The 20,005-nt window shown below is 64.2% G+C and carries 21 protein-coding genes; 9 read left to right on the top strand and 12 right to left on the bottom strand.

The window, feature by feature from the left end:
- Positions 1 to 525: membrane dipeptidase (locus tag IM632_RS07800; RefSeq protein WP_296552190.1), on the top strand; the 525-nt coding region annotated here is incomplete at its 5' end.
- Positions 526 to 646: 121 nt separating this feature from the next.
- On the opposite strand, the gene IM632_RS14495 is transcribed toward IM632_RS07800, so the two are convergent.
- Positions 647 to 781, bottom strand: a complete 135-nt coding sequence (locus tag IM632_RS14495) for a helix-turn-helix domain-containing protein (protein WP_363278762.1) — start codon at positions 779 to 781, stop codon at positions 647 to 649.
- Between the two features lie 368 nt (positions 782 to 1,149).
- Here IM632_RS14495 and IM632_RS07795 point away from each other — a divergent pair, with 368 nt between their 5' ends.
- Together IM632_RS07795 and IM632_RS07790 are read left to right on the top strand one after the other, a co-directional pair.
- Positions 1,150 to 1,773, top strand: coding sequence for a hypothetical protein (locus IM632_RS07795; RefSeq protein WP_296479828.1), 624 nt, complete (start codon positions 1,150 to 1,152; stop codon positions 1,771 to 1,773).
- A 5-nt stretch (positions 1,774 to 1,778) separates the two neighbouring features.
- Entirely contained in the window at positions 1,779 to 1,910 is a 132-nt protein-coding gene (locus IM632_RS07790; protein ID WP_296518314.1) for a hypothetical protein, read from the top strand.
- Between the two features lie 126 nt (positions 1,911 to 2,036).
- Here IM632_RS07790 and IM632_RS07785 read toward each other — a convergent pair whose 3' ends face one another.
- From IM632_RS07785 to IM632_RS07750, 8 genes are all read right to left on the bottom strand, one after another.
- Entirely contained in the window at positions 2,037 to 2,480 is a 444-nt protein-coding gene (locus IM632_RS07785) for a DDE-type integrase/transposase/recombinase (protein WP_296518312.1), read from the bottom strand.
- The gene (locus IM632_RS07780) at positions 2,477 to 2,752 is read right to left on the bottom strand and encodes a hypothetical protein (protein ID WP_296479826.1); all 276 of its coding nucleotides are present in this window, start codon (positions 2,750 to 2,752) and stop codon (positions 2,477 to 2,479) included. The genes IM632_RS07785 and IM632_RS07780 overlap by 4 nt, the downstream gene beginning before the upstream one ends.
- Positions 2,753 to 3,159: 407 nt before the next feature.
- Entirely contained in the window at positions 3,160 to 4,137 is a 978-nt protein-coding gene (locus IM632_RS07775; protein WP_296552189.1) for a nitronate monooxygenase, read from the bottom strand.
- Positions 4,134 to 5,699 carry an AMP-binding protein gene (locus IM632_RS07770; RefSeq protein ID WP_296479824.1) on the bottom strand — a complete coding sequence of 522 codons (1,566 nt, stop codon included), beginning with the start codon at positions 5,697 to 5,699 and terminating at the stop codon, positions 4,134 to 4,136. The genes IM632_RS07775 and IM632_RS07770 overlap by 4 nt, the downstream gene beginning before the upstream one ends.
- Before the next feature lie 157 nt (positions 5,700 to 5,856).
- The gene (locus tag IM632_RS07765) at positions 5,857 to 6,696 is read right to left on the bottom strand and encodes an alpha/beta hydrolase (protein WP_296484478.1); all 840 of its coding nucleotides are present in this window, start codon (positions 6,694 to 6,696) and stop codon (positions 5,857 to 5,859) included.
- Positions 6,693 to 7,643 carry a hypothetical protein gene (locus tag IM632_RS07760; RefSeq protein WP_296484475.1) on the bottom strand — a complete coding sequence of 317 codons (951 nt, stop codon included), beginning with the start codon at positions 7,641 to 7,643 and terminating at the stop codon, positions 6,693 to 6,695. The genes IM632_RS07765 and IM632_RS07760 overlap by 4 nt, the downstream gene beginning before the upstream one ends.
- A gap of 34 nt (positions 7,644 to 7,677) precedes the next feature.
- A complete protein-coding gene (locus tag IM632_RS07755; protein ID WP_296484473.1) occupies positions 7,678 to 9,171 on the bottom strand; it encodes a sulfatase-like hydrolase/transferase in 1,494 nt (497 codons plus the stop codon).
- Positions 9,172 to 9,273: 102 nt separating this feature from the next.
- Complete coding sequence (locus tag IM632_RS07750) at positions 9,274 to 10,725, bottom strand: sulfatase-like hydrolase/transferase (protein ID WP_296484470.1); 1,452 nt, start codon at positions 10,723 to 10,725, stop codon at positions 9,274 to 9,276.
- Between the two features lie 210 nt (positions 10,726 to 10,935).
- Here IM632_RS07750 and IM632_RS07745 point away from each other — a divergent pair, with 210 nt between their 5' ends.
- The 6 genes from IM632_RS07745 (at position 10,936) to IM632_RS07720 (ending at position 18,625) form a co-directional block, all read left to right on the top strand.
- On the top strand, positions 10,936 to 11,715 hold the full coding sequence (locus IM632_RS07745; protein WP_296484468.1) for a GntR family transcriptional regulator: 780 nt from the start codon (positions 10,936 to 10,938) through the stop codon (positions 11,713 to 11,715).
- 141 nt (positions 11,716 to 11,856) lie between these two features.
- Positions 11,857 to 14,070, top strand: a complete 2,214-nt coding sequence (locus IM632_RS07740) for a TonB-dependent receptor (protein ID WP_296484465.1) — start codon at positions 11,857 to 11,859, stop codon at positions 14,068 to 14,070.
- Positions 14,071 to 14,131: 61 nt separating this feature from the next.
- Positions 14,132 to 15,151, top strand: coding sequence for a PHB depolymerase family esterase (locus IM632_RS07735; RefSeq protein WP_363278757.1), 1,020 nt, complete (start codon positions 14,132 to 14,134; stop codon positions 15,149 to 15,151).
- A 52-nt stretch (positions 15,152 to 15,203) separates the two neighbouring features.
- Entirely contained in the window at positions 15,204 to 16,625 is a 1,422-nt protein-coding gene (locus IM632_RS07730) for a sulfatase-like hydrolase/transferase (protein WP_296504394.1), read from the top strand.
- 44 nt (positions 16,626 to 16,669) lie between these two features.
- Positions 16,670 to 17,617 (top strand): prolyl oligopeptidase family serine peptidase, encoded by a 948-nt coding sequence (locus IM632_RS07725; RefSeq protein ID WP_296484459.1) that lies wholly within the window; start codon positions 16,670 to 16,672, stop codon positions 17,615 to 17,617.
- A gap of 123 nt (positions 17,618 to 17,740) precedes the next feature.
- Complete coding sequence (locus tag IM632_RS07720) at positions 17,741 to 18,625, top strand: formylglycine-generating enzyme family protein (RefSeq protein WP_296484455.1); 885 nt, start codon at positions 17,741 to 17,743, stop codon at positions 18,623 to 18,625.
- A 379-nt stretch (positions 18,626 to 19,004) separates the two neighbouring features.
- Here IM632_RS07720 and IM632_RS07715 read toward each other — a convergent pair whose 3' ends face one another.
- From IM632_RS07715 to IM632_RS07705, 3 genes are all read right to left on the bottom strand, one after another.
- Positions 19,005 to 19,178, bottom strand: a complete 174-nt coding sequence (locus tag IM632_RS07715; protein WP_296504390.1) for a hypothetical protein — start codon at positions 19,176 to 19,178, stop codon at positions 19,005 to 19,007.
- Between the two features lie 75 nt (positions 19,179 to 19,253).
- Positions 19,254 to 19,640: a hypothetical protein gene (locus tag IM632_RS07710; protein WP_293519479.1), complete on the bottom strand. Its 387-nt coding sequence runs from the start codon at positions 19,638 to 19,640 to the stop codon at positions 19,254 to 19,256.
- Between the two features lie 25 nt (positions 19,641 to 19,665).
- The gene (locus tag IM632_RS07705; protein ID WP_293530006.1) at positions 19,666 to 19,869 is read right to left on the bottom strand and encodes a hypothetical protein; all 204 of its coding nucleotides are present in this window, start codon (positions 19,867 to 19,869) and stop codon (positions 19,666 to 19,668) included.
- Positions 19,870 to 20,005: the final 136 nt, after the last annotated feature.

Raw genomic sequence — 20,005 nt, 5'->3', positions numbered from 1 at the left:
GTCGGGATGATGATCTGCTGCTCGCACACGGGCTTTCGCACGGCGCGGGAAGTCATCGAAACCGCCGGTGCGCCAGTCATCTTTTCCCATTCAAACGCCAGCGCCGTGGACCCGCATGACCGGAACATCCCTGACTGGCTGATTGACCTCTGCGCCGAGTCCGGAGGAGTCATCGGCGTGAACGGCATCGGCGCCTTCCTGGGAGGAACGGCTTCGGTCACCCGCCTGGCGGATCACGTCGAGCATATCGCCGCGCGCGTGGGCGCCGAACACGTGGGACTCGGTCTCGACTTCGTGTTCGACCTGGCGGAACTGGAGGCGTTCCTCGCAACCATGCGCGAGACCTTCCCGGACGACGCCTCCTTCCGCATGCCGGTGACGATGATCCACGACCAACAGATCACGGAGCTTGTCGCCGAACTCATTGGCCGAGGGTTCGACACCCCCTCGCTGAAACTGATACTCGGCGGCAACTGGATGCGGGTCGCAAGCCAGGTCTGGCCCACCAGACTGACCCGTACATAGGACGGCGCGGGCGGAAGCGCCCTGTTCGTGGTGCTGGGGGTGTAAAGGCCTCAGCGCGTGGGCGATCCTGGGTCCCGTCATCCGTTGTCGGCGCAGCCGCTCCATCTCTGCCACTTGCAGCTCAGGCGCATGGCGCGGACACCGCCTTGGGGCCGAGCCGATGCCGTCGGCGCCACTTGTGTGCGGTCATTGTCGAGACGCCGGCGGCCTGCGCCGCCACCTTAGCCGACCCGCCCTGATCAATCCGTTCGGCCATCAAGGCTAGACGCGAAGGCGTCAGCCGGGCATTCTTGCACGCGTTCATCCGAGGAGTTCCGCTGGAAGTGGTGTGTTGCAACTCCAGCTTCGCTCAAGCGCCTCCTCGGGTGAACAGCCTTCGTCGCAACGACAGCTAGCCCCGTAACGCCTAACGTCGACCCCAGCGCTTGCGAGCCGCCATTGTACGGCTGTCGGTCAGGCTTGAACTCATATCCAACTCCACAGCGCGGGGCACCATCCATGTGACCCGCCAGACCCTCAGCAAACTCTTCAAGGGTCACACCGCTCTGTCTGCCGACATGGCGATCGGGTTCGAGAAGGCTTGTGGCGTCAAGGCTGGTACGTCGATGCGCATGCAAGCGAACAATGACGGGGTGGGAGCGAGGGGGCGGGGGCGCGGACGAGGTCGAACGGCTCTTCACCGAACAGCAGTTGCGCTTGTCGGGAGAGATCAAGCCCGAACCTTCCGTACAGGTCCATTCCGACGACCGGTTCCACGATGGCGCCATTCCCCGTGCGGAACAGCTGGCCAAGGGAGAAAGTGAGATCGGCCCGACCTGTCACGTTAATGGCGGCTGGGCGCGGGGCCCGACCTTCTCGAGATACAAGGCCTGGACACAGGACTACGAGGACCAGATCACCCGGGCGCCCGGCCTGGACTACGTCGTGCGCAATCCCTTCGAGAAGCCCGTGCGGTTCGACGGGTGCGCCGTCTGGGACTCCCGCCGACCGCTGCTCGAGGCCAAGGGCCCCGGCCATGAAGCCCTGGATCGAAGGGCCCGAAAATCGACATTCTTGAAGTTCATCTGGAACGGCGTGCGGGATCAGGCCCGACGGCAGAACAACACCGCCCAGGGCCGAACCGTCGAGTGGCATGTCGCCGAACCCGCCGTTGTTCCAACCTTCCGGGAGATCATCGAGCCCGCCTCCCCCCTCCGGGTCCTGCAGACTTCGCCCCGGCCTGGCGCGCCCCCACCTAAGCGAAAGTGACCGAAATGACCCCCATGGACAACCGGCCTTCCCAGGACGATGAGGAAGACAGCCAAACAGGGATGTCTCTCATGGGCGACGATCTCTTCTTCCAAAGCTGGCACGGCGCGGCCAGTTTCGTGCGGGAGGAGACCTGAAGGCCGGCGACCAGGTCGGGCGCCGGAAGGCGTATCACCGGCCGATGCCGACGGAGGCGAGGGTGCTGTCAGTCCAAGGTCAGCTTGTCTCCGGCTGGGCGCAGTTTAGCCAACCCCGAACTGGTCTTAGCCCATGACAATCCGCCACTCAGCCAGGGGGGCTGAGCGTCGTAGGCGGTTAAGGTCTCGGCTGATGAGGTGTCGCTCCTGGCTGAAGTGGTTGCGGTCGGAGGCGCGGACTGAGGTGAATTTCTGCAGGGTCTTCATCTTGCGAAACCTCAGCACCGCCCGTTCTCGTCGTCGGACGGGCAGGTGGGAGTTTTCGGCTCGATTGTTGAGCCGGCGTCCCGTTTCCTGGAGATCGGCGGCGGCGATCTCCTTCAGGGCTGCGGTGTGAGAGCGGAGTTTGTCCGTGACGATGGCTCGCGGACATCCGTGGCGCTTCATCGCCTCCTTGATGAACTTCAGCGACGCGCCCTTGTCGCGGGTGGGGGTCACGAAGGATTCCAGCCCCTCGCCCTCGTGATCGACGGCGCGCCACAGGTAGCGCATCTGGCCGTTGATTTTCACGTAGACCTCGCCGAGATGCCAACGCCAATGGTTTCGGCGCGTGTGTGCTCAACGCGCTTCCTGCGGATCTCGCCTGCAAACATCGGACCGAACCGGTTCCACCAGAGCCGCACCGTCTCGTGACAGATGTCGATGCCGCGCGCGAACAGCAGGCCCTCGACGTTTCGCAGGGACAGCGGGTCGCGCACGCACATCATGACCACCAGGCGGATCACCTCCGGCGAGCTGTCGAACCCGCAGAACGGATCGTGGGTCTTTCTCTGACGGGCCAATTCGCCCACCCGCCCCCTACCCCATACTGGCCGGTGCATTTGGGCTGACAATGCCAAACCCAACCTTTGAGGCACGGCGCGGAGACGCGCCCCCTTCCGGGCCCGAATAGGCCCCGCGAACCCCGCCCCCAGGGACGTCTCCTCAGACGGTTCGGGCGCGAATAAGCCCGCAGGTTCCGCGACATGGCGGAACCGGTCTGCCCAGGCAGGGATGTCGGGAGGGTGGGTGGCGGTGGGGACAGTCTGCAGACAATTGATCTCCGTCATGGGGCAATGGCTTCTCAGGCAGGTGACCTAGATTTGAAGACCTGCGGGAACTCATCAAGGCGAAGCCTGGTGACCGGACTGGTTCGCCTCTTGGGCTTACTTGTCGCGACATGATGGCGATTGAGGGATGGGCGCCCGGATCAACACGGCCGTGTGGTCGGAGGGCGGTCAGGAATTGACCGCTCCGCAGCATACTCTGAGCAAAGGCGGCCCACGAGTTCCTCGACACTGGGAACGCCCAGGACACCCGAGACTGAGTGCCCTGCACTCCATATGTCTCGCCATCGCCTCGGACCGTCACCCTCCGGGCCGAAAAGGGCGCGGGCGACGTCCGGGTCCGGATGGCGGTCGAGGGCCTCAGGATCAAGCCCCGCCGCCTGGACTGACGGGCGTAGAATGCTCGTTGGTAGGCCTGTGAAGGCGGGCGTGAGGATCACGTCATCCATGCTGCTGTCGACCAGCATTTGCTTGTAGGCCTGCGGGGCGGCGCTTTCCAGGGTCGCGATGAAGCGCGTTCCCATATAGCCAAGATCACATCCCAGGACCCGCGCCGCCTGCAGGGAGACGCCATCCGACAGGCCACCCGCGAGGATCAGCGGGCCATTGAAGAAGGTGCGGACGGCGCGGACGAAAGCGAACGGATTGGCCCAACCCGTCTGGCCGCCGGCGCCGGCCGTCAGGAGGACAAGTCCGTCCGCACCCGCCCCAATCGCCCGGCGGGCATGTTGTACCGAAGCGACGTCCGCGAATACGAGGCAACCTGCAGCGTGAAGCGGCGCGACGACGGGCTCTGGCGACCCGACGCTGGTGATCACCATCTCCACGCCATGGGCGATCAGGCGATCAAGATCTGCGCTGAGGGTCGGGCTGCGCATGATCAGGTTCGGGCAGAAGGGCGCCTCGCGAGGAGACAGTCGGCGTCGGAGCTGGCCCAGCCAGTCGTCCAGCTCGTTTGGCGATCGACAGTTGGCCGTCGGAAAGGCGCCGATCACTCCCGCCTTACAGCAGGCCTCGACAAGCGGGAGACTGGAGACCCTAAGCATAGGGGCCGCGACCACTGGAAGGGATAGCCGATCCAGGATGCCCCTGAAGGCGTCGGGGAGGCTTGAATCGATCACTTACGTTCCTCGGCCGGGTCGATCGGGGCGATGGCGAGTTTTGCCGCCAGTTCCCTGAGCTCCCGCTTCAGGACCTTGTCCAGAAGTCCTTTCGGCAGTTCATCGACGACATGAACGCGGCGTGGCCTCTTGAAGTCGGCAAGCCGCTCGAGGCACTGCGCACGGATCGAGGCGAGCGTCTCCTCAGGTCTTCCCTCGATCACGACGAAGGCGACAGGGACCTCGTCCAGCATTCGATCCGGAAGTCCGACGACCGCGGCTTCCCTGACACCCGCGACCTGGAGGATGACCTGCTCGATCTCGACGGCGGCGACGTTCTCGGCTCCTACCTTAAGCATGTCCTTGGTGCGCCCCGCGTAAAAGGCGTGACCGTCGGGGGCGGCGATGACCTGATCGCCCGTGCAGAACCACCCGTCAGAGTCGAAGGCCTCGGAAGTGGCCTGAGGATCGTGGAGATAGCCTTGGAAGATAGTCACGCCAGGCTGGCCCTTGATCCAGAGGCTGGCCACCTCGCCCGCTGAAGGCGGAAGTCCGTCCTCACGCCTCAGGTCCACCCGGTAGCCGGGATTGACCCGCCCCATGGCGCCCTCTGGCCCAGGGTGATGCAGATCCGAGCTCAGTGGCTGGCTGATCATCTCGGTCATCCCAAAGGCGCCTAGCGTCCGGATGCCCCAACGGGAGCTGACCGCCTTCAGGTCCCCTGCGCAGATCCAGGCCCTGAAACGGTGAGAGGGCGGATCCGGAAGCCCAGAGACCGCCTGCAGGGTGAAGCCGACCATGTTAGCCCACGTGCATCCATGGGCCACCGCTACATCCCAGAACCGGGTCGCGGAGAAGCGCGGCATCAGGACGACGCTCCCTCCCGAATTCAGGGTCCCGAGGAAGTTCCAGCTCAGGGCAACGGCGTGGAACAGCGGCAGGAAGACGAGGCAGCGGTCCTCCGGTGTGAGGCCGAAGTGTGCGGCGTTGGCCCTGGCGGCCCACAGCACATTCGAGTGGGTCCAGACCACACCCTTCGGGCGCGCCGTTGTCCCGGAGGTATACATAACGCTGCAAGGCGCCTCTGGCGTCGCCTCCCAGGTCGGGCAGGCTTCGGGTGGCGCCCTCAGTGTGTCCAGGGATTGGGCGTCCGGCAGGTCTGTCGGATCGATCGAGACAATCCAGCGACAGTTTGCCGCCCTCTGCTTGAGCAGGTCGGCATAGGCCGAACTGGTGATCGCACCTACGGCCCGGGAGTGTTCCACAAAATAGGCGAGTTCGTCCCGGGTCACCCGGGTATTCGTCGTCACCGCGACCGCGCCGATCCGAGCGCAGGCGAACCAGGCCAGCAGCAGGGTTGGATGATTGTCGAGATGGATGATGACGGCGTCGCCAGGCTTCACGCCCATACCGGCCAGACCTGCGGCGTAGGCGCGGGTCTCGTCTGCGAATCCCGCATAGCTGTAGACCTTGGTCTCACCCTCGGCGGGGCTCCAGATCAGCAACGGCTTGTCACCGAAGCGCAAGGCCTGCCTGTCGAGAAGGTCCGGCGCATTGCGACCCACAAAGGGACTGAGCTCCATCCTTCAACCTCCAATGACGGGCGTTGCACGTCTGCGCGCCCTCACCCTCCAGCGCCCCTCGACCATGGCGGCCCCCATGGGATTTCGACGGTCGGCGCCGCGGGCGTGTGAGTGGAGTGAAGCGAAGTCCCACATGCCGCCCGGGTCGGATCTGACCTCATCCCAGGCTCTTCGCATACGTGATCACTGTGTCCGCGATCAGCTGGGGCTGTTCTGGAAGCATGGCGTGACCGGCGTTGGGCGCCTCGATTACGGAGACCTGGGCGCCGAGCTCCTCCTTGAGGATCCGGGCGTTTGCTGGGGGAGCGAGGATGTCTTCCCGGCCCTGGATGACCAGGATTGGCCGCCCTCCCGCCCTCCACCAGAGCTCGACGGGAGTCTGTTCTGAGGCGTGCAGCTGAGCGCGGGCCGCATCGGGCCACCACCCATCTCTCCAGGGAGACGCATCATTGCCCGGCGCAAAGAACGCCTTGCCGACCGCCTTCATCCGGACCTCGTCCGGAAGGGAGAGGTCAAAGCATTGCAGAAAGATCGGCTCGATTTCGGGCGCCATCCGCACTCGACCTCCCGCAGCAAGGAGAATTACAGCTCGCACGCGGGATGGGTGGAGGCTTGCAAGGCGACGAGCGACGCGATTGCCGAAGGCGTGTCCGACCACGATTGCGGGCTCGGCGGAGACGTCATCCAGGACGGCCAGGACGTCCTTCGCCAGATCATCCAGGCGCAGGGCCTGCATCGGACCCCGGCTCTCCCCGATACCCCTCGGCTGCGGACAGATGGCCCGGAATCCCGCCTTGGAAACCGCCGCAGCCAACTGGCCGAAATCTTTAGCCCCACGGCCCAGAGACGGCAGGAAGATAACAGGCGCGCCGCGCCCCACGACCCGATAATGCAGGGTCGCCTCTCCCGAACGCACTATTCGGCCCTCCCCTCCCAGGGCGGCGCCAGCGAGGCCGACGCTCAGGATCCCGCCATTCAGGTCTCGGCGCGACATCATCCCGACGCGCCCTCATATTCGGGATAGCCGGGGAACGAGGCCTTCAAATAGGCCTGGTTCAATAGCTGGGTCGCCACGAGGTGATCGGTTCCGGCCCTGTACACGGAAGTCTGCATCCAGAGGCTCTCCGTCCGGCGGCTGCCGCTCATGGCGATCATTGTCCGCTCGACTTCATATGGTTCCCCGACCAACAGCGGGCCGTCAATGAGACGAATCTCCTGGTCGGCGAACAGACCGACAACTGGGTTCCGGACGGGGATCGGTTCGTCGGCGATGGTGTACTGGCACAGGACGCTGATCATCTCGAAGGGAAGGATCGGACGCCGCCAGGGTGTCTCGGTGGCCGATGCCGGATCGTAGGCGGGAGAAGGTTCCGTTATGCTCTGCAGCTTCTCCCGCAGGCTGAAGGGGTAGAGTTCGCCCATGTTCTGGTTGAACTCCATCACTACCTGACGACGCGGTGTCTTCGCGCCCATAACAATGTCGGCCAGGATCCTGCGCTCCCGAAGAGGCTCAAGTTGGCCCAGTCGGAGGTTTAGCGCCGTCTGTCCATGGTCAGGCCCGAGGGAGATCGTCCCGCGAAGCACCTCCACGCCGTCACGCTTGAGGACCTGAACCTCAGCCCTCCGGGGGTCGCCCGCCAGTCGGACCTGGGCCTGCGTCTCCTCACCCTCGAAGCAGGGAGCCCGGTAGTGGGCGGAGATGCAACCCCGCGCGAGGAAGTCTTCGCCCCAGATCCGCACGCCCAGGGGCGCGAGCAGGCTGAAGTGAGTGGGACCCTCAATCGTTCCGCCGCGAAAGCCCAGCTTGCTTGCCGTGTCATCGTCGTGGATCGACTTGTGCCCATCATAGGACTGCGCGGTCAGCATGTTCCGTGGCGACCGCCAGGGGCCGACAAACATTCCATCGGGCTTGGCCTCGATCGGCGTATTGAATAGGAGAGACATATCGGCTCCGGCTGGGTTCACATTCCGCCTTGGATTAATTGAAGAGTTGAACCTTTCGTCCGTTCACCTCGATGCTGAATTGACGGCGACTTGTGTACATCGGGGCGATGTTGGAGGCGTCCCAGGCCGCAAAGCGCCGCTTCAGGTCTGAGACGACTTCGGGATGGCGGGCCGCGACATCGACGGTCTGCCCAGGGTCGACTCGAATGTCATAAAGCAGCGTGTATTGGCCGAGCGGTGAGACCGTCGCAGGCACCCCGTCAGGCACAGGTCTTCCGACAAGGCTCTCCGGATCCTCTGCAGTCTCCGACTTGTTGACCACAACCAGGCTCCAGCGATCGGTCCTGACGACGTGATTGGGGCCCATGCGCCAGAACAGGGTTCTTTCGGCTCGGGCCCTCCCCCCGGACCCCATCAGACGGACAAGGTCGAGCCCCTCTGCGGCCTTCGGCGTCTGAGCACCGGCAACCGCCGCGATCGTCGGCAGGATATCGAGGGACGAGACAGGACGATCGCTGACACCGGGCCTCAGCTTGGCCGGCCAGGACATGATGAATGGCACACGGATTCCACCGTCCCACGGCAGGGCCTTATGTCCGGAAAGAGGAGCGTTCGAACAAGCGCCGCGAATGTAGAAGGGACACCCATTATCGCTCAGGAACACCACAAGCGTATTGTCCCTCTGGCCTGTGGCATCGAGGGCCTGGAGGAGCCGACCGACACCATCATCCAGTGACGAAACCATCGCCGCGTAGACGCGGTGATGGGTGTCCTCAATGTTCCGGAAGCGATCCAGGTAGGTCTTGGCGGCCATGAGGGGCGTGTGCGGTGCGGTGTACGCAAGGTAGAGGAAGAACGGAACCTCGCGCTTCCGGGACACAAACTCCACGGCCTCATCCGTGAACCCTTCCGTAAGGTGGCCCGGCGCTTCCACAACCTCCCGGCCCCGATAGACCGGCATCCGGACACGGTTGAAGCTCTTCAGGTCAGCGGTTACGGCGACTTCATCACCCGGCCCGGGTCCGGGATCGGGAAAGTAGGACGTCCCGCCATCAAGCACGCCGTAGAAACTTCCGAATCCCCGGTCCAACGGATGGTATCCCGGCGACTTTCCGAGGTGCCATTTCCCGACGATCCCCGTGTCGTAGCGGTTGTCCCGCAAAAGCGCCGGGATCATGACCTCGGTCGTGGGCGGGCCGACGCGCTCGTCGCGTCCGACGGGATTGAACTCGAACCCGAAACGGGTCTGGGCGCGACCGGTGAGCAGACCTGCCCGGGACGGTGCGCACACGGCGGCGGTGACATAACCGCTCGTAAAGCGAACGCCGGATCGCGCCAGGGCGTCTAGGTTGGGTGTTGGAATACGGCCGCCTTGCGCGCTGATGTCGCCGTATCCAAGATCGTCCGCGAGGATCACGACGACATTGGGCCGCGTGTCACCGGCCCGCGCGCCTCCGGTCAGGGAGCCTTCGAGGGCCAGGGCGCCGACGATCGCCGCGAGGCTTGTGGCGAAAGGTCGCATGAACATGGGTCACCTTGCTCGAGAGAACGGCATGAAAGAGTGGAGATTTCTCCCCGCGGGCTTCTATGCTCCGGCGACTCTGGGTCGCCTGGGCGCCCGTAGGAGCTGTTACTGGTCGTGGAAGACGACCCTCCCGCAATGGAAGACTTGGAACCCGCTTGTGGAAGCCCAGGCTGGCGGCTTCATTTCCGATTGCCACGCCTTGTAACGCGCCTGGAGTTCCCGGGTGCGATCGGGAGCCTCAAACATCAGGTTTCGGGTCTCGAGTGGGTCCCGCTTGAGGTCGAAGGTCCAGGGAAAGCTGTTCGGACGGGTGTTCGACATCAGCTTCCAGTCTCCCATCAGAGCGGCGAACTCGGGACCAGTCCGCCAGAAGAGCGCTTCATGGATCGGGGTGTCGTCACCGTTCATCCGGGGCGTGAGGTCGAAGCCGTCAAGGGCCTTGTCCGCCGGAATTCCCGCCGCAGCCAGGATGGTCGGGTAGAGGTCGAGGTGTGAGACATTCCGGCTCTCCTGCCGGCCCCTGGGCCACTGGGCGGGCCATGAAACGATATAGGGCACCCTTGCCCCACCCTCGTTGTAGCTTAGCTTTCCGCCGCTCAGCCGGGTACAGTCCGAGACCCCGAAGTAGGTCGCAGCTCCATTGTCGGAGGTGAAAACGACGATGGTGTTCTCGGATATGCCCGCTTTCTCGAGGGCCGACATCACACGTCCGACACCATCGTCCAGAGCGCTCACCATGGCCGCATAGGTCCGCTTGAGTGGATCCTTTTCCCGCGGGAATCGATCGTAGTATTTCCGGGAGGCTTGGAAGGGGCTGTGGGGCGCCAGATGGGCCAGGTACATGAACAGCGGCGGGTCACCGGGCTTCTGACGACGGATATGGCCGACAGCTTCGTCAGTGAGCGCATCCGTCAAGTACTGGCCTTCGTTGCGGATCCACTCCTGTTCCGCCACGCCTGCGCGCCAGCGGCCGATCCGGGTCGATTCCGCCTCGCGCCGGAAGCTCCGCTCGCCCACATAGGGCGCCGACTGGTTCACCACATCCGGGGAGGCCGGATCTATATAGGACGTCTCGCCGCCGAGGAAACCAAAGAACTCGTCGAATCCGCGGGCTGTCGGAAGCCTGTCCGGGGTGATTCCAAGGTGCCACTTTCCGATGGCGACGGTGCGGTATCCCGCTCCCTTGAGCTTCTCGGAGACCAGAGTCTGTCCCGGCTGCAGGCCGCCGTCCGGCTGCCGAGGACTGGAAGGCGCGAGGTACTCGAACCCGAAGCGCTGCTGATACTGTCCCGTGAGAAGACCCGCGCGAGAGGGACTGCAGACGCTTGCGGTCGAGTAGCCCCGCGTAAATTTAACGCCTCGCGCTGCGATCCGGTCGATGTTGGGGGTCGGGATGGCGGATGGATAGCCGTAGGAGCTGAGGTCTGTGGCGCCCAGGTCATCAGCCACGATCATGATCACATTGGGCCGCGTCGACTTCGACTCCTGACCCGACGCCACCCCGGGTGAAAGGCCAAGGACCGTGGCCGCCAAGGCTGCCATTTTTCCGAACTTCATGAAGCGTACCTCCGCCCGGGGTCGTATAATCTGTCTGCAATAAACAAACATAGTGTCATCTGTTTTGACAAGAGAGGCTTTAGGCGTTTCCTTGTCGTCCCGCTTGCGGCTTGCCGGAACTCTGAAGTCGGGTTCAGAGAGGGTTCAGGCAGTCGAATTCGTCAGCCGCACCTTCGAGGCGGATAAGGCGTGGATCAGGAGCATCGAGGCTTGAAGTCAGAGAGCGCGAATGAGGGTCGATTCACTCCCCCAGACATCGCCCGCGCCGTTCGCGGCATGATCGTCAGTGGGGAACTGCGGCCGGGCGATCACCTGAGCACAATCGACCTGGCGGCGCGGTTCTGCGTAAGCCGCGGCCCCGTGAGAGAGGCGCTCCGCCTGCTGGAGTCTCGCGCCCTGGTTCGCATCCTCCCGCGCAAGGGCGCATTCGTGAACTCTCTTCAGGATGACGAAGTCGGCGTCACGATGGAGGCGCGCGAGTTCATCTTCGCAGCCATGGCGGAACTGGCGGCGCAACGGATCAGCCGGAGCCAACTCGCGGACCTGCGTCGCGAACTGCAACAACTGGCGCGCCTGGCGGGCGCCCCCGCGACGACGCCGAATGAGTTCAAGCTCGCCACTTACGCCTTTGTTTCTGTGTTGTACGGGGCAGCACGCAATCCTCGGCTCCATCAGATCATCCGTGACCTGTCTGAGGGCGTAGGCCACGCATTCGGCCACCTGAGCATGGCGACCCAGGAAATGCGGCAGGCAGAGTACGAAGCCTATCGGCTGCTCACCGACGCGGTTGCGGACCGCGACCCAAGGAGGGCAGGCGACCTCGCGAGACGAATGCACGCCGCGGGCGTTGCCCGGGCGACGCAACTCCAGGCGGCCATTCCCCAGGCGGTGATCGAGTTCAAGGGAAAACGCCGTCGATCCGGGCGATCGGAACCAAGGACGCAGCCAGTCCTCTCAACTGTCCGAAACGGGGCTGTCCCACGAGCGTAGTCGCCCAATCGAGACCTTCCGTCGAGGCGCCTGCGCCGGGATGACCGAATGGCGAGTGGACACACGAAGACTGGAAAGTGTTGACAGTTTGGGACAAGCCATCACTCTAGGTGCGTCGACAGAGTCACCGAGGGGAAGCCCATGTCCAAGTCTATCCAACGTCATTTTCTGTTGGGCGGCGCCGGCGCGGCGGCGCTGCTCGCCTGTGCCCCCTCCCCGGCCATTGCGCAGGTCAGAAGTGAGGGCGAGACGGCATCGGTGGGCGAGGTCGTCGTGACGGCGAGGCGACGTGAGGAAAGGCTGCGCGACGTGCCCGTCTCGGCCTCCGTCATCGACGTGAACCAGCTCATAGAGCGCGGGGACATTGTCGATCCCCAGGCGATCCTGAACAGCGTCCCGGGCGTGAAGTTTCTTGATACGTCCTCGCCCTCGAACTCGGAGATCACTCTCAGGGGCTCCGGACAGGGCCGGGGAACCTCAACCGAGGCCGCCGTCGGACTTTACCGGAATAACATCTACATCGGCGGAGGTACGATCGGCGGGCGCAGCCTGAGCCGCCTTGATCTCCTCGATCTTGAACAGCTTCAGGTCCTGCGCGGCCCGCAGGGCGCGCTTTACGGCCGCAACGCCATAGGCGGCGCCATCACCGTCTCGTCGGCCCGACCGCGGTGGGACAACCGTGGCTTCGTGAACGTGAACTATCAGTTCGAGACCGAACTGAAACAGATTCAGGCCGCCGTGAACCACGCGGTGTCCGATCAGGTCGCCATCCGCCTGACGGGCGAGTGGTTCGATCAACCCAAAGGCTTTTTCTTCAATGCGTCCCAGCGCAATTTCATCGACCGGCAGGAAGGTTACGCCCTTCGCGGACAGATTCGATTCCGGCAGGACGATCTGGATATGAACCTTCTGGTGGAGGACGGGCTCTACTATCTGCCAGGGCTCCGCTCGGCGTTCACGGTTGCCGCCGGATCCCCCGGCTTCCCCTTCGGATACTTCACGCCGAAGTTCACGTCCTACGCGAACGACGGGGAACCCGCGAAGCAACGGATTCAATCCGTGATCGGCCAGTTGTCTTGGGAATCAGACCTGGGCACGCTGTCAGGCTCTACAGGTTTCCGGCGTCGGATCACGAACACGGAGAACGATACCGACCAGTTCGATCCGGCGACCTTGGCCCGCGAGAGGGCCCGCGGTAACGCTACAACCATCACCGACCCCAATACTGCGACCAATAACAACGATGACTTCGAGGCGCTCTATGCGGACTTTCACTTTGCGGGGGCCCAGTCCGGTCGGTTCAGTTGGCTGATCGGCTTCGAGGCCTTTTACAGCGACGACCAGTTCACGACCGTGACGGGACGGACCCCGACCCCCGCCAATGCATCCCTAGGGAACTTCCTGCCAGGGCGCGGGCGCTACAAGTCTTGGGCGCCATACGGATCCATCGGGTTCAAGCTGACCGACTCCTTCAGCGCCGAGGGAGAACTACGCTACTCCAATGACAGGAAGGAGCGTCAGAACTTCGGGTTCACCCGACCGACAAATGCGCCGATCCCGGCTCAGACCAGCGAGGACTCAGACGAATTCTCGAACCTCGATTATGCGCTGTCGCTGACATACGATCTGCCGTTCGACTGGATCGTGTTCGGTCGGTTGGCCACCGGTTATCGGGCAGGCGGATTCAATGCGAGCGTCGGCGATCCGCGGGCTCCCAGACCGGTTGTGCCGACCTATCAGCCCGAGAACGGGACATCGTACGAGATTGGCGCGAAGGGCGACCTGGGGCGCAACATCTTCGTCACCTTGGCCGCCTATCAGACCGAGGTCGAGGACTTCCAGGGCCAGGTGGATAACGGCTGCGCGGTGACCAACCCGGTATGCCCGGTGGTTTCGACGTCCTTCATCTCAAACGTCGGCAAAGCGGAAGTCTGGGGCCTCGAACTGACCGCAAGTGGCCGTTGGGAACTGCTTGGCGGCCGCCTGAGGGCGGACGCCAGCCTTTCGCGCCAAGGTGGCAAACTGAAGTCGACGGGACGCCGCATTCAACAGAACCCGGACTGGACCCGGGCCCTGGAGGTAAACTTCCGCCGCCCTGTGGTCGGAGACGCGGAGGGTTTCCTGAACCTCTCCTACTCTGGCCAGACAGGCGGCTTCCAGGAAATCGACTCAGCTCTGGAGCTCGATGACCGGGATCTTCTGGATGCTCGCGTCGGGGTCGCCTTCGAAAGGGTCGAACTCTCCGCTTACGCAAACAACGTCACTGACGAGAGCTACGTCGTGTTCCGGAGCGCGACCCAGGTTCGTTACAGCGATCCCCGCCGGTACGGTGTCCAGGTCCGGTACCGCTGGTAGCCTCAGGGCGCGCTGCGCACGTCCCGCAATACTCTTTGGATTGCCTTTGGAGCCTTGTCTGATGAAGAACCGCAGTCGCCTTAGCGGGATCCTTCCGTGTCTTCTGCCGGCGCTTCTGCTCATGTCATCCACAAACACTGTGGCCCAATCCCTGGACAGGGCCTCCCTTCCACCGCCGTCGCTCGCCGCGGATATCGCCAATCCTCGGCTTATGGAGGGGTTGACACAACGCGAGCTCAGGGCGGGTGGGAGTGAGAGGATCTATTTCATCCATGCGCCCCCGACTGAGGCCCGCAACCTGCCCGTAGTGATCGCCCTTCACGGTGGAAACGGGACAGCGCCTCGCAGGGCTCGGCAGATGGGGTTCAACGATATCGGTGATCGCGAGGGGTTCATCGCCGTCTATCCGCAGGGCGTGAACTATGGCTGGAATGATGGTCGCGCCTCGCCGGATATGCTCAGGCGACTGGAAAACACGGACGATGTCGCTTTCTTCCGGGCTCTGATCGGCGAGTTGCGCGCCCTGCCACAGGTCGATCCGCGACGCATCTACCTCGTCGGCGGATCAAATGGCGGCATGATGATTCACCGCCTAGCCTGCGAGATGACCGACCTGATCGCGGGCGCTGTCGTGATGGTGGCCAGCCTCCCGGAACCTCTTCAGGGCTCGTGCAAGCCCAATCAGGCGGTGCCAATCCTGATGATGAATGGAACTGCAGACCCGCTGGTTCCCTATGCTGGGGGTCCCGTAGGGGGCCGGCAAATCGACCAGGGCCGTGTGCTTCCGGCGGAAGAGACCCTTCGCTTCTGGGTCCGGGCGAATGGCTGCCTTGGTGATCCCGAGCTGCGAACCCTCCCAGACCGCGATCCTGAAGACGGCATGACCACCGAGGGGCGAACATGGAAGTCGTGTCGGGATGGCGTCGAAGTGGCGTTCCTCCGGATGAACGGTGCAGGTCACGGGCTTCCAGGAAGGTCCAGAAACAAGGCGGCGCTCGCCGAGGAGCTGGGCGGCCGATCGACGAACGACTTCGACAGCAGCGAGGAAGCATGGGCCTTCCTCAAACGCTTCAGCCGCTGAGTTCCAGGTTCCAAATTCGCGACCATGAGGGGAAGGCAGAAGGAAGCCGAAGATGCGGATTCAGACACTCCTGGCGAGCCTCGCCGCCACAGCGGCTCTGAACCTAGGGGCCACGCCATCGGAAGCCGAGCAGAAGCCCCCGAACGTGGTGTTGATCGTCGCCGACGACCTGGGCGTCGGAGACCTTCGGTATCTCCAACCTGGGCAATTCCCAACGCCGAACCTGGACCGCCTGGCGCGGGAGAGCACGGTCTTCAGCAACGGCTACATTACTGCCGCTGTCTGTAGCCCTTCGCGTGCAGGCCTTCAGACCGGCCGTTACCAGGCGAGGTTCGGGCATGACTTCAATCCGGGAAATGCTCGTGACCAGGTCGAGATGTCCCTGCCCGCAGATGTTCCGACGATTGCCGAACGGTTGCAGCGCGCGGGTTACTTCACGGGCTTGGTCGGAAAGTGGCATCTCCAGGGACGTAGGCCAGACGCTTCGCCACTGAAGCGGGGTTTTGACGAGTACTTCGGCTTTGCAAGCGGCGGTTCATACATCCTCCATCCGCGGGAAGGCGACCTGTTGCTTCGGACGGAAGGAGAGCCCCTGGAGCGTGTGCGTTCGCCGGGTTACACCCGGATGGGCGCCCCGGTAGAGGTCGACGACTACCTCACGGATGTCCTCACAGACGAAGCCCTTTCGTTCCTTGACAGAGCGGGCGGCCGGCAAAAGCCCTTCTTCCTGGTGCTGGCGCATCATGCGCCGCACGTGCCGCTTGAAGCCACCAAGGCCTATGTCGACAGAGTGGCGGGGATAAAGGATCCCAGGAAACGGGCCTACGCCGCCATGGTGACCGCCCTCGACGACAGCGTAGGGACCGTCCTCCGGGATCTTGATCGCCGGGGTTTGCGGGATGACACCCTCGTCCTCTTCGTGAGCGACAACGGATGTCCGCCCTACATTGCCGAGATCTGTTCCAATGCGCCGTTCAATGGACACAAGCGTGATCTTGGGGAGGGAGGCATAAGGACCCCCTTCCTGATCCGATGGCCGAAGGGCTGGAAGGCTCCTCGAACCTACTCACAGCCGGTGATTTCCCTGGATCTGGGGGCCACCATCCTTGGCGCCGCTGGTCTCGAAGACCAGGTGAAGGATATCGACGGGGTGGACCTGCGCGCGCCTGTCAGGAACCCTTCGACGCCCGCACATGACGCCCTCTACTGGCGGGCCGGAACGGACTTCGCGATCCGGAAGGGCGACTGGAAACTTATCGAAGTCGATCTCCCCGCCGGCGGACGGAAGACGTTTCTCTTCAACCTTCGGCGCGATCCCTCCGAGACAAGGGACCTTGCAGGGTCCAATCCGGGCAAGGCGGAGGAGCTCAGGGCGCAGTGGAACCGTTGGAACGCGGGGAACACGCCCTCGCGGATGACCGGTCGGGTGACCACGACACGGATCGCCGGAGTCGAGGTCCTGGCCAGATACTGAGGCTTAAGGCGCGCCCGTCCGGGTGCAGGATGAGGAGGTATCCGATGAAGCTATTGGCTGGTTTGGCGCTTACAGTTGCTCTTGTCTCACAGGCGGCATGGGCGGCCCCTGGCAGGACGGTGACGGAAGTCCAGATTCCGTCCGGGGATGGCCTCCAACTCAAGGCCGTTCTGAACCAGCCCCCGGGACCGGGCCCGTTCCCGACCGTTATTACCGTCCACGGCGGCAAGGGCGGAAGAGACTTCGCCTTCATCCGGACGCTTGCGACGCCTGAGGGGCGCAGCCCGTCGCCAACGGTCGAGATGCTGGATCGTAGCAACTGGGCCATCCTCTCCATCGGCTATCGCGATGGGGCGATCCTCGGCGACGAGGAGGAAGATGTGATCGCGGCGCTTCGCTACGTGAAGCGGAACCCTTCCCTCGACAGGAGCCGCGTCGCCCTTTTCGGCGGCAGCCATGGCGGCAACCTCGTTCTTCGGACAGCGATCCGGACGGGCGATGAGGCGGCCTGCGTCGTCGCCGGTGCGCCCTGGATGACGAATCCGGATCTCTACCTCCGGGGCGATTTCGCCCGCCCGCCCCTCTCGGACATGCGTCCGGCAAGTGTCCAGTTCATGTCTTCGACCCGCAATGCGCTTTTGGCGGGCCTGACCGCCCGCGGCCTCGCTGGGGCGAAGCTCGACGAAGTCATCCGGGACAAGAGCATAGAGCGGAACGCCGCGGACATCCGCATTCCCGCGCTATTCCTGATCAGCGAAGGCGACATCCAAGTCCCCGCCCGCCTGGTCGAGCCGACAATTGCCGTAATGCGCGCCGCCGGCCGTAAGGTGGAAGTCCTGAAGGTCAAGGAGAGTGGACACGGATACTACTGGGGCAGGCCAGGCGATGGCCTTCGAATCGAAGCGGGCCCCAAGACGCCGGAGCAACTGGCGGAAGAGGAACAGGGGCGGGCCGTTATCCAGGCCTTTCTGTCCAAGTGTCTGTCGCGCTAGAATCCCGGCGTCGGGTTCCGAAGCCGTTTGCGGCTTGGGCATCCACGGCGTCGTGATGCGCCCACCTGCCGGAAGCCTCTCATGAGTTGCTGCGCCCCTCATTCGCCTCGCCCGGAAGCGGGGATGAAGGACCACAACCTTCGAAGAGAGCGAGGCGTCGGTTTCGACTGGCTCCCGATCCCTGGAGGCTCCTACCTGCTGGGTGGCGAGGATGCAGACGCCAACCCAGAGGATGGCGAAGGACCACCTCGTCGGGTCACCCTGTCTGGCTTCAGCATTTCGGCCACCACGGTCACGAACGCCCAGTTCGCCGAGTTTGTGAAGGCGACCGGGTACCGGACGGAAGCGGAGCGGTTCGGGTCTTCCCTCGTCTTTCACACCCTGGTTTCGCGCCGGGTGGCCAAGAGCGTACGGCGGCGCATCGACGGCTCGCCCTGGTGGTGGGAGGTCCCGGACGCCTGCTGGCGCTGGCCTGCGGGCCGGGGAAGTCATGTCACTCTCAAGAGCGAGCACCCGGTCGTCCACGTGTCGTGGAACGACGCCCTCGCCTACTGCGGATGGGCGGGAGTCCACCTGCCCACCGAGGCCCAGTGGGAGGCGGCGGCGAGGGGCGGCCTTGTCGGCGCCCGGTATCCCTGGGGCGATGAGCTGACCCCCGGCGGCGCCCACATGTGCAACATCTGGCAGGGTGACTTTCCGCAGGCCGACACCGCGGAAGACGGTCACCATGGCACATGCCCCGTAAGGAGTTTCCCGCCGAACGGATTTGGGCTCTTCGAGGTCGCGGGCAATGTCTGGGAGTGGTGCAGAGATGTCTGGACGGCTCAACCGGACCCCCGGCGGGCCGGTCCCGACCCCGTCGGCCCCCCGGATGGATCACACCGGGTCATTCGCGGCGGATCATTCCTTTGTCACGCCAGCCACTGCAACCGCTACCGGGTGGCGGCCCGCTCGGCCAATACACCCGAAAGCGCCACGTCGAACACCGGTTTCCGGGTCGTCGGCTAGCTGCCTGTACCCGGCGTTCGACGCCTTGCTGGCGGCCCGGCAGCACCCGGGCTCCGAAGGAAATCGCGTTTCGGCCCATCCTCTTCTCACTTCCGTTCCAGACTGGGCCCGACCCGAAGACAACGCGGCGGATATCGCGGCGCCTCGTCAGGTTTCTGAGCTTCCGCGCCTGCACCTGATCCCAGACTTTCGGGCAGCCCGCGCAGACGCGCCCCCTTCCCGGCGCCAACCGCCCCGCGACCCCCGGCCCCAGGGGCCTCTCCACAGACGGTTCGGGCGCGAATAAGCCCGCAGGTTCCGCGACATGGCGGGACCGGTCTGCTCAGGCAGGGATGTCGGAGGGGTGGGTGGCGGTGGGGCCGAACTCGGCGCACGCTTCTCATCGGCCGCAGTCAACCACCACGACACCGGTCACGCACACACCCAGGTCACCGCAACCCTCAGGGCGCGGACAAAGGAGCGCCGCCGCCTCGGCCTCGCTCATGAGGTTCGGCGGGGCGTGCTTCAGTTCGAGCCGGGCTGGAGGGACTGGCTCGAGGCGATGGAGCTGCATCTCGACATCCGCAAGCCGCCGATGGCTGAACGGCCATTAGCCTCAAACAGCCGCTCGGTCAGAGGGGTTGAAAGGCTAGTTCCCCGCCTCGGCCAAAGCGCCTTCAACGGCGGCGGTTGTTGCACATTGCACCAGTGCCTGGCGGGTCGGCGCGTCAACACTGCCGGCTTTCTCGATGGCGGCCGACAAGCCTTCTCCGCTCAGACTTTCGCCGACGACAGTCTTCAGGGCTTCCAGGTGCTCGCCGGTAATCTTGGACCCCAGGCTGTCTTGAACGCAGCCACAGAATGCTTCGTTCTGTCCGGCGAGCATGCAGGCCGTCTTGGTATCGACAGCGCCGCTCGCCGCCTCGAGCGCCTGCCCGCCGAGATCGAGCGCACCCTGCTTCACGGGTTGCAGGTCGGCTGCTTCGCCGCAGGCCGCGAGCACCAGCGCGAAACCGGCCACCAGAACAGTCCGCATCGTGTTTTCCCTTTGTCTGTGTTTGTCAGAAGCCCCGGTCAGCCGCAGGGCCGTGAACCGGCGTTATGGTCATTGGGTCTTCCATCTGCCGGCGGACGTGGATACCGCCGGACGCTTCTGCAAGCGTCTCGCCCTGGATATTGCGAAAGTGTCGCAGCCGCGAAGGCTGGGCCTCCTGCTCCCGCAGGATCCCGAAGATCTGCTCTCCAGTGAACCTGGATCGCTTCATCCGTCCGTCCCTTCCCCGGGGCGGACCCCAATAGTCCCTGGCGGAGTTTCAGGGGATCACGTGGGAACCCTCTGATCTTGCGAGGAAATCCCGGAGCCGCAGCAAGTCTGGGCGTCGGGTGCGCAAAGAAAATCGC

Origin of the sequence: Phenylobacterium sp., from assembly GCF_020402505.1 — a bacterium.
Classification (GTDB): Bacteria; Pseudomonadota; Alphaproteobacteria; order Caulobacterales; family Caulobacteraceae; genus Phenylobacterium.
This window is presented reverse-complemented; position numbering and strand designations above follow the sequence as displayed.

Bases quoted from the DNA above. Each gene is read 5' to 3' on its own strand.
- IM632_RS14495 (WP_363278762.1), bottom strand. From the start codon at position 781: ATGGCCGAACGGATTGATCAGGGCGGGTCGGCTAAGGTGGCGGCGCAG.
- IM632_RS07795 (WP_296479828.1), top strand. From the start codon at position 1,150: ATGACGGGGTGGGAGCGAGGGGGCGGGGGCGCGGACGAGGTCGAACGG.
- IM632_RS07790 (WP_296518314.1), top strand. From the start codon at position 1,779: ATGACCCCCATGGACAACCGGCCTTCCCAGGACGATGAGGAAGACAGC.
- IM632_RS07770 (WP_296479824.1), bottom strand. From the start codon at position 5,699: ATGGAGCTCAGTCCCTTTGTGGGTCGCAATGCGCCGGACCTTCTCGAC.
- IM632_RS07765 (WP_296484478.1), bottom strand. From the start codon at position 6,696: ATGATGTCGCGCCGAGACCTGAATGGCGGGATCCTGAGCGTCGGCCTC.
- IM632_RS07760 (WP_296484475.1), bottom strand. From the start codon at position 7,643: ATGTCTCTCCTATTCAATACGCCGATCGAGGCCAAGCCCGATGGAATG.
- IM632_RS07755 (WP_296484473.1), bottom strand. From the start codon at position 9,171: ATGTTCATGCGACCTTTCGCCACAAGCCTCGCGGCGATCGTCGGCGCC.
- IM632_RS07750 (WP_296484470.1), bottom strand. From the start codon at position 10,725: ATGAAGTTCGGAAAAATGGCAGCCTTGGCGGCCACGGTCCTTGGCCTT.
- IM632_RS07740 (WP_296484465.1), top strand. From the start codon at position 11,857: ATGTCCAAGTCTATCCAACGTCATTTTCTGTTGGGCGGCGCCGGCGCG.
- IM632_RS07735 (WP_363278757.1), top strand. From the start codon at position 14,132: ATGAAGAACCGCAGTCGCCTTAGCGGGATCCTTCCGTGTCTTCTGCCG.
- IM632_RS07730 (WP_296504394.1), top strand. From the start codon at position 15,204: ATGCGGATTCAGACACTCCTGGCGAGCCTCGCCGCCACAGCGGCTCTG.
- IM632_RS07725 (WP_296484459.1), top strand. From the start codon at position 16,670: ATGAAGCTATTGGCTGGTTTGGCGCTTACAGTTGCTCTTGTCTCACAG.
- IM632_RS07720 (WP_296484455.1), top strand. From the start codon at position 17,741: ATGAAGGACCACAACCTTCGAAGAGAGCGAGGCGTCGGTTTCGACTGG.
- IM632_RS07715 (WP_296504390.1), bottom strand. From the start codon at position 19,178: ATGCAGCTCCATCGCCTCGAGCCAGTCCCTCCAGCCCGGCTCGAACTG.
- IM632_RS07710 (WP_293519479.1), bottom strand. From the start codon at position 19,640: ATGCGGACTGTTCTGGTGGCCGGTTTCGCGCTGGTGCTCGCGGCCTGC.
- IM632_RS07705 (WP_293530006.1), bottom strand. From the start codon at position 19,869: ATGAAGCGATCCAGGTTCACTGGAGAGCAGATCTTCGGGATCCTGCGG.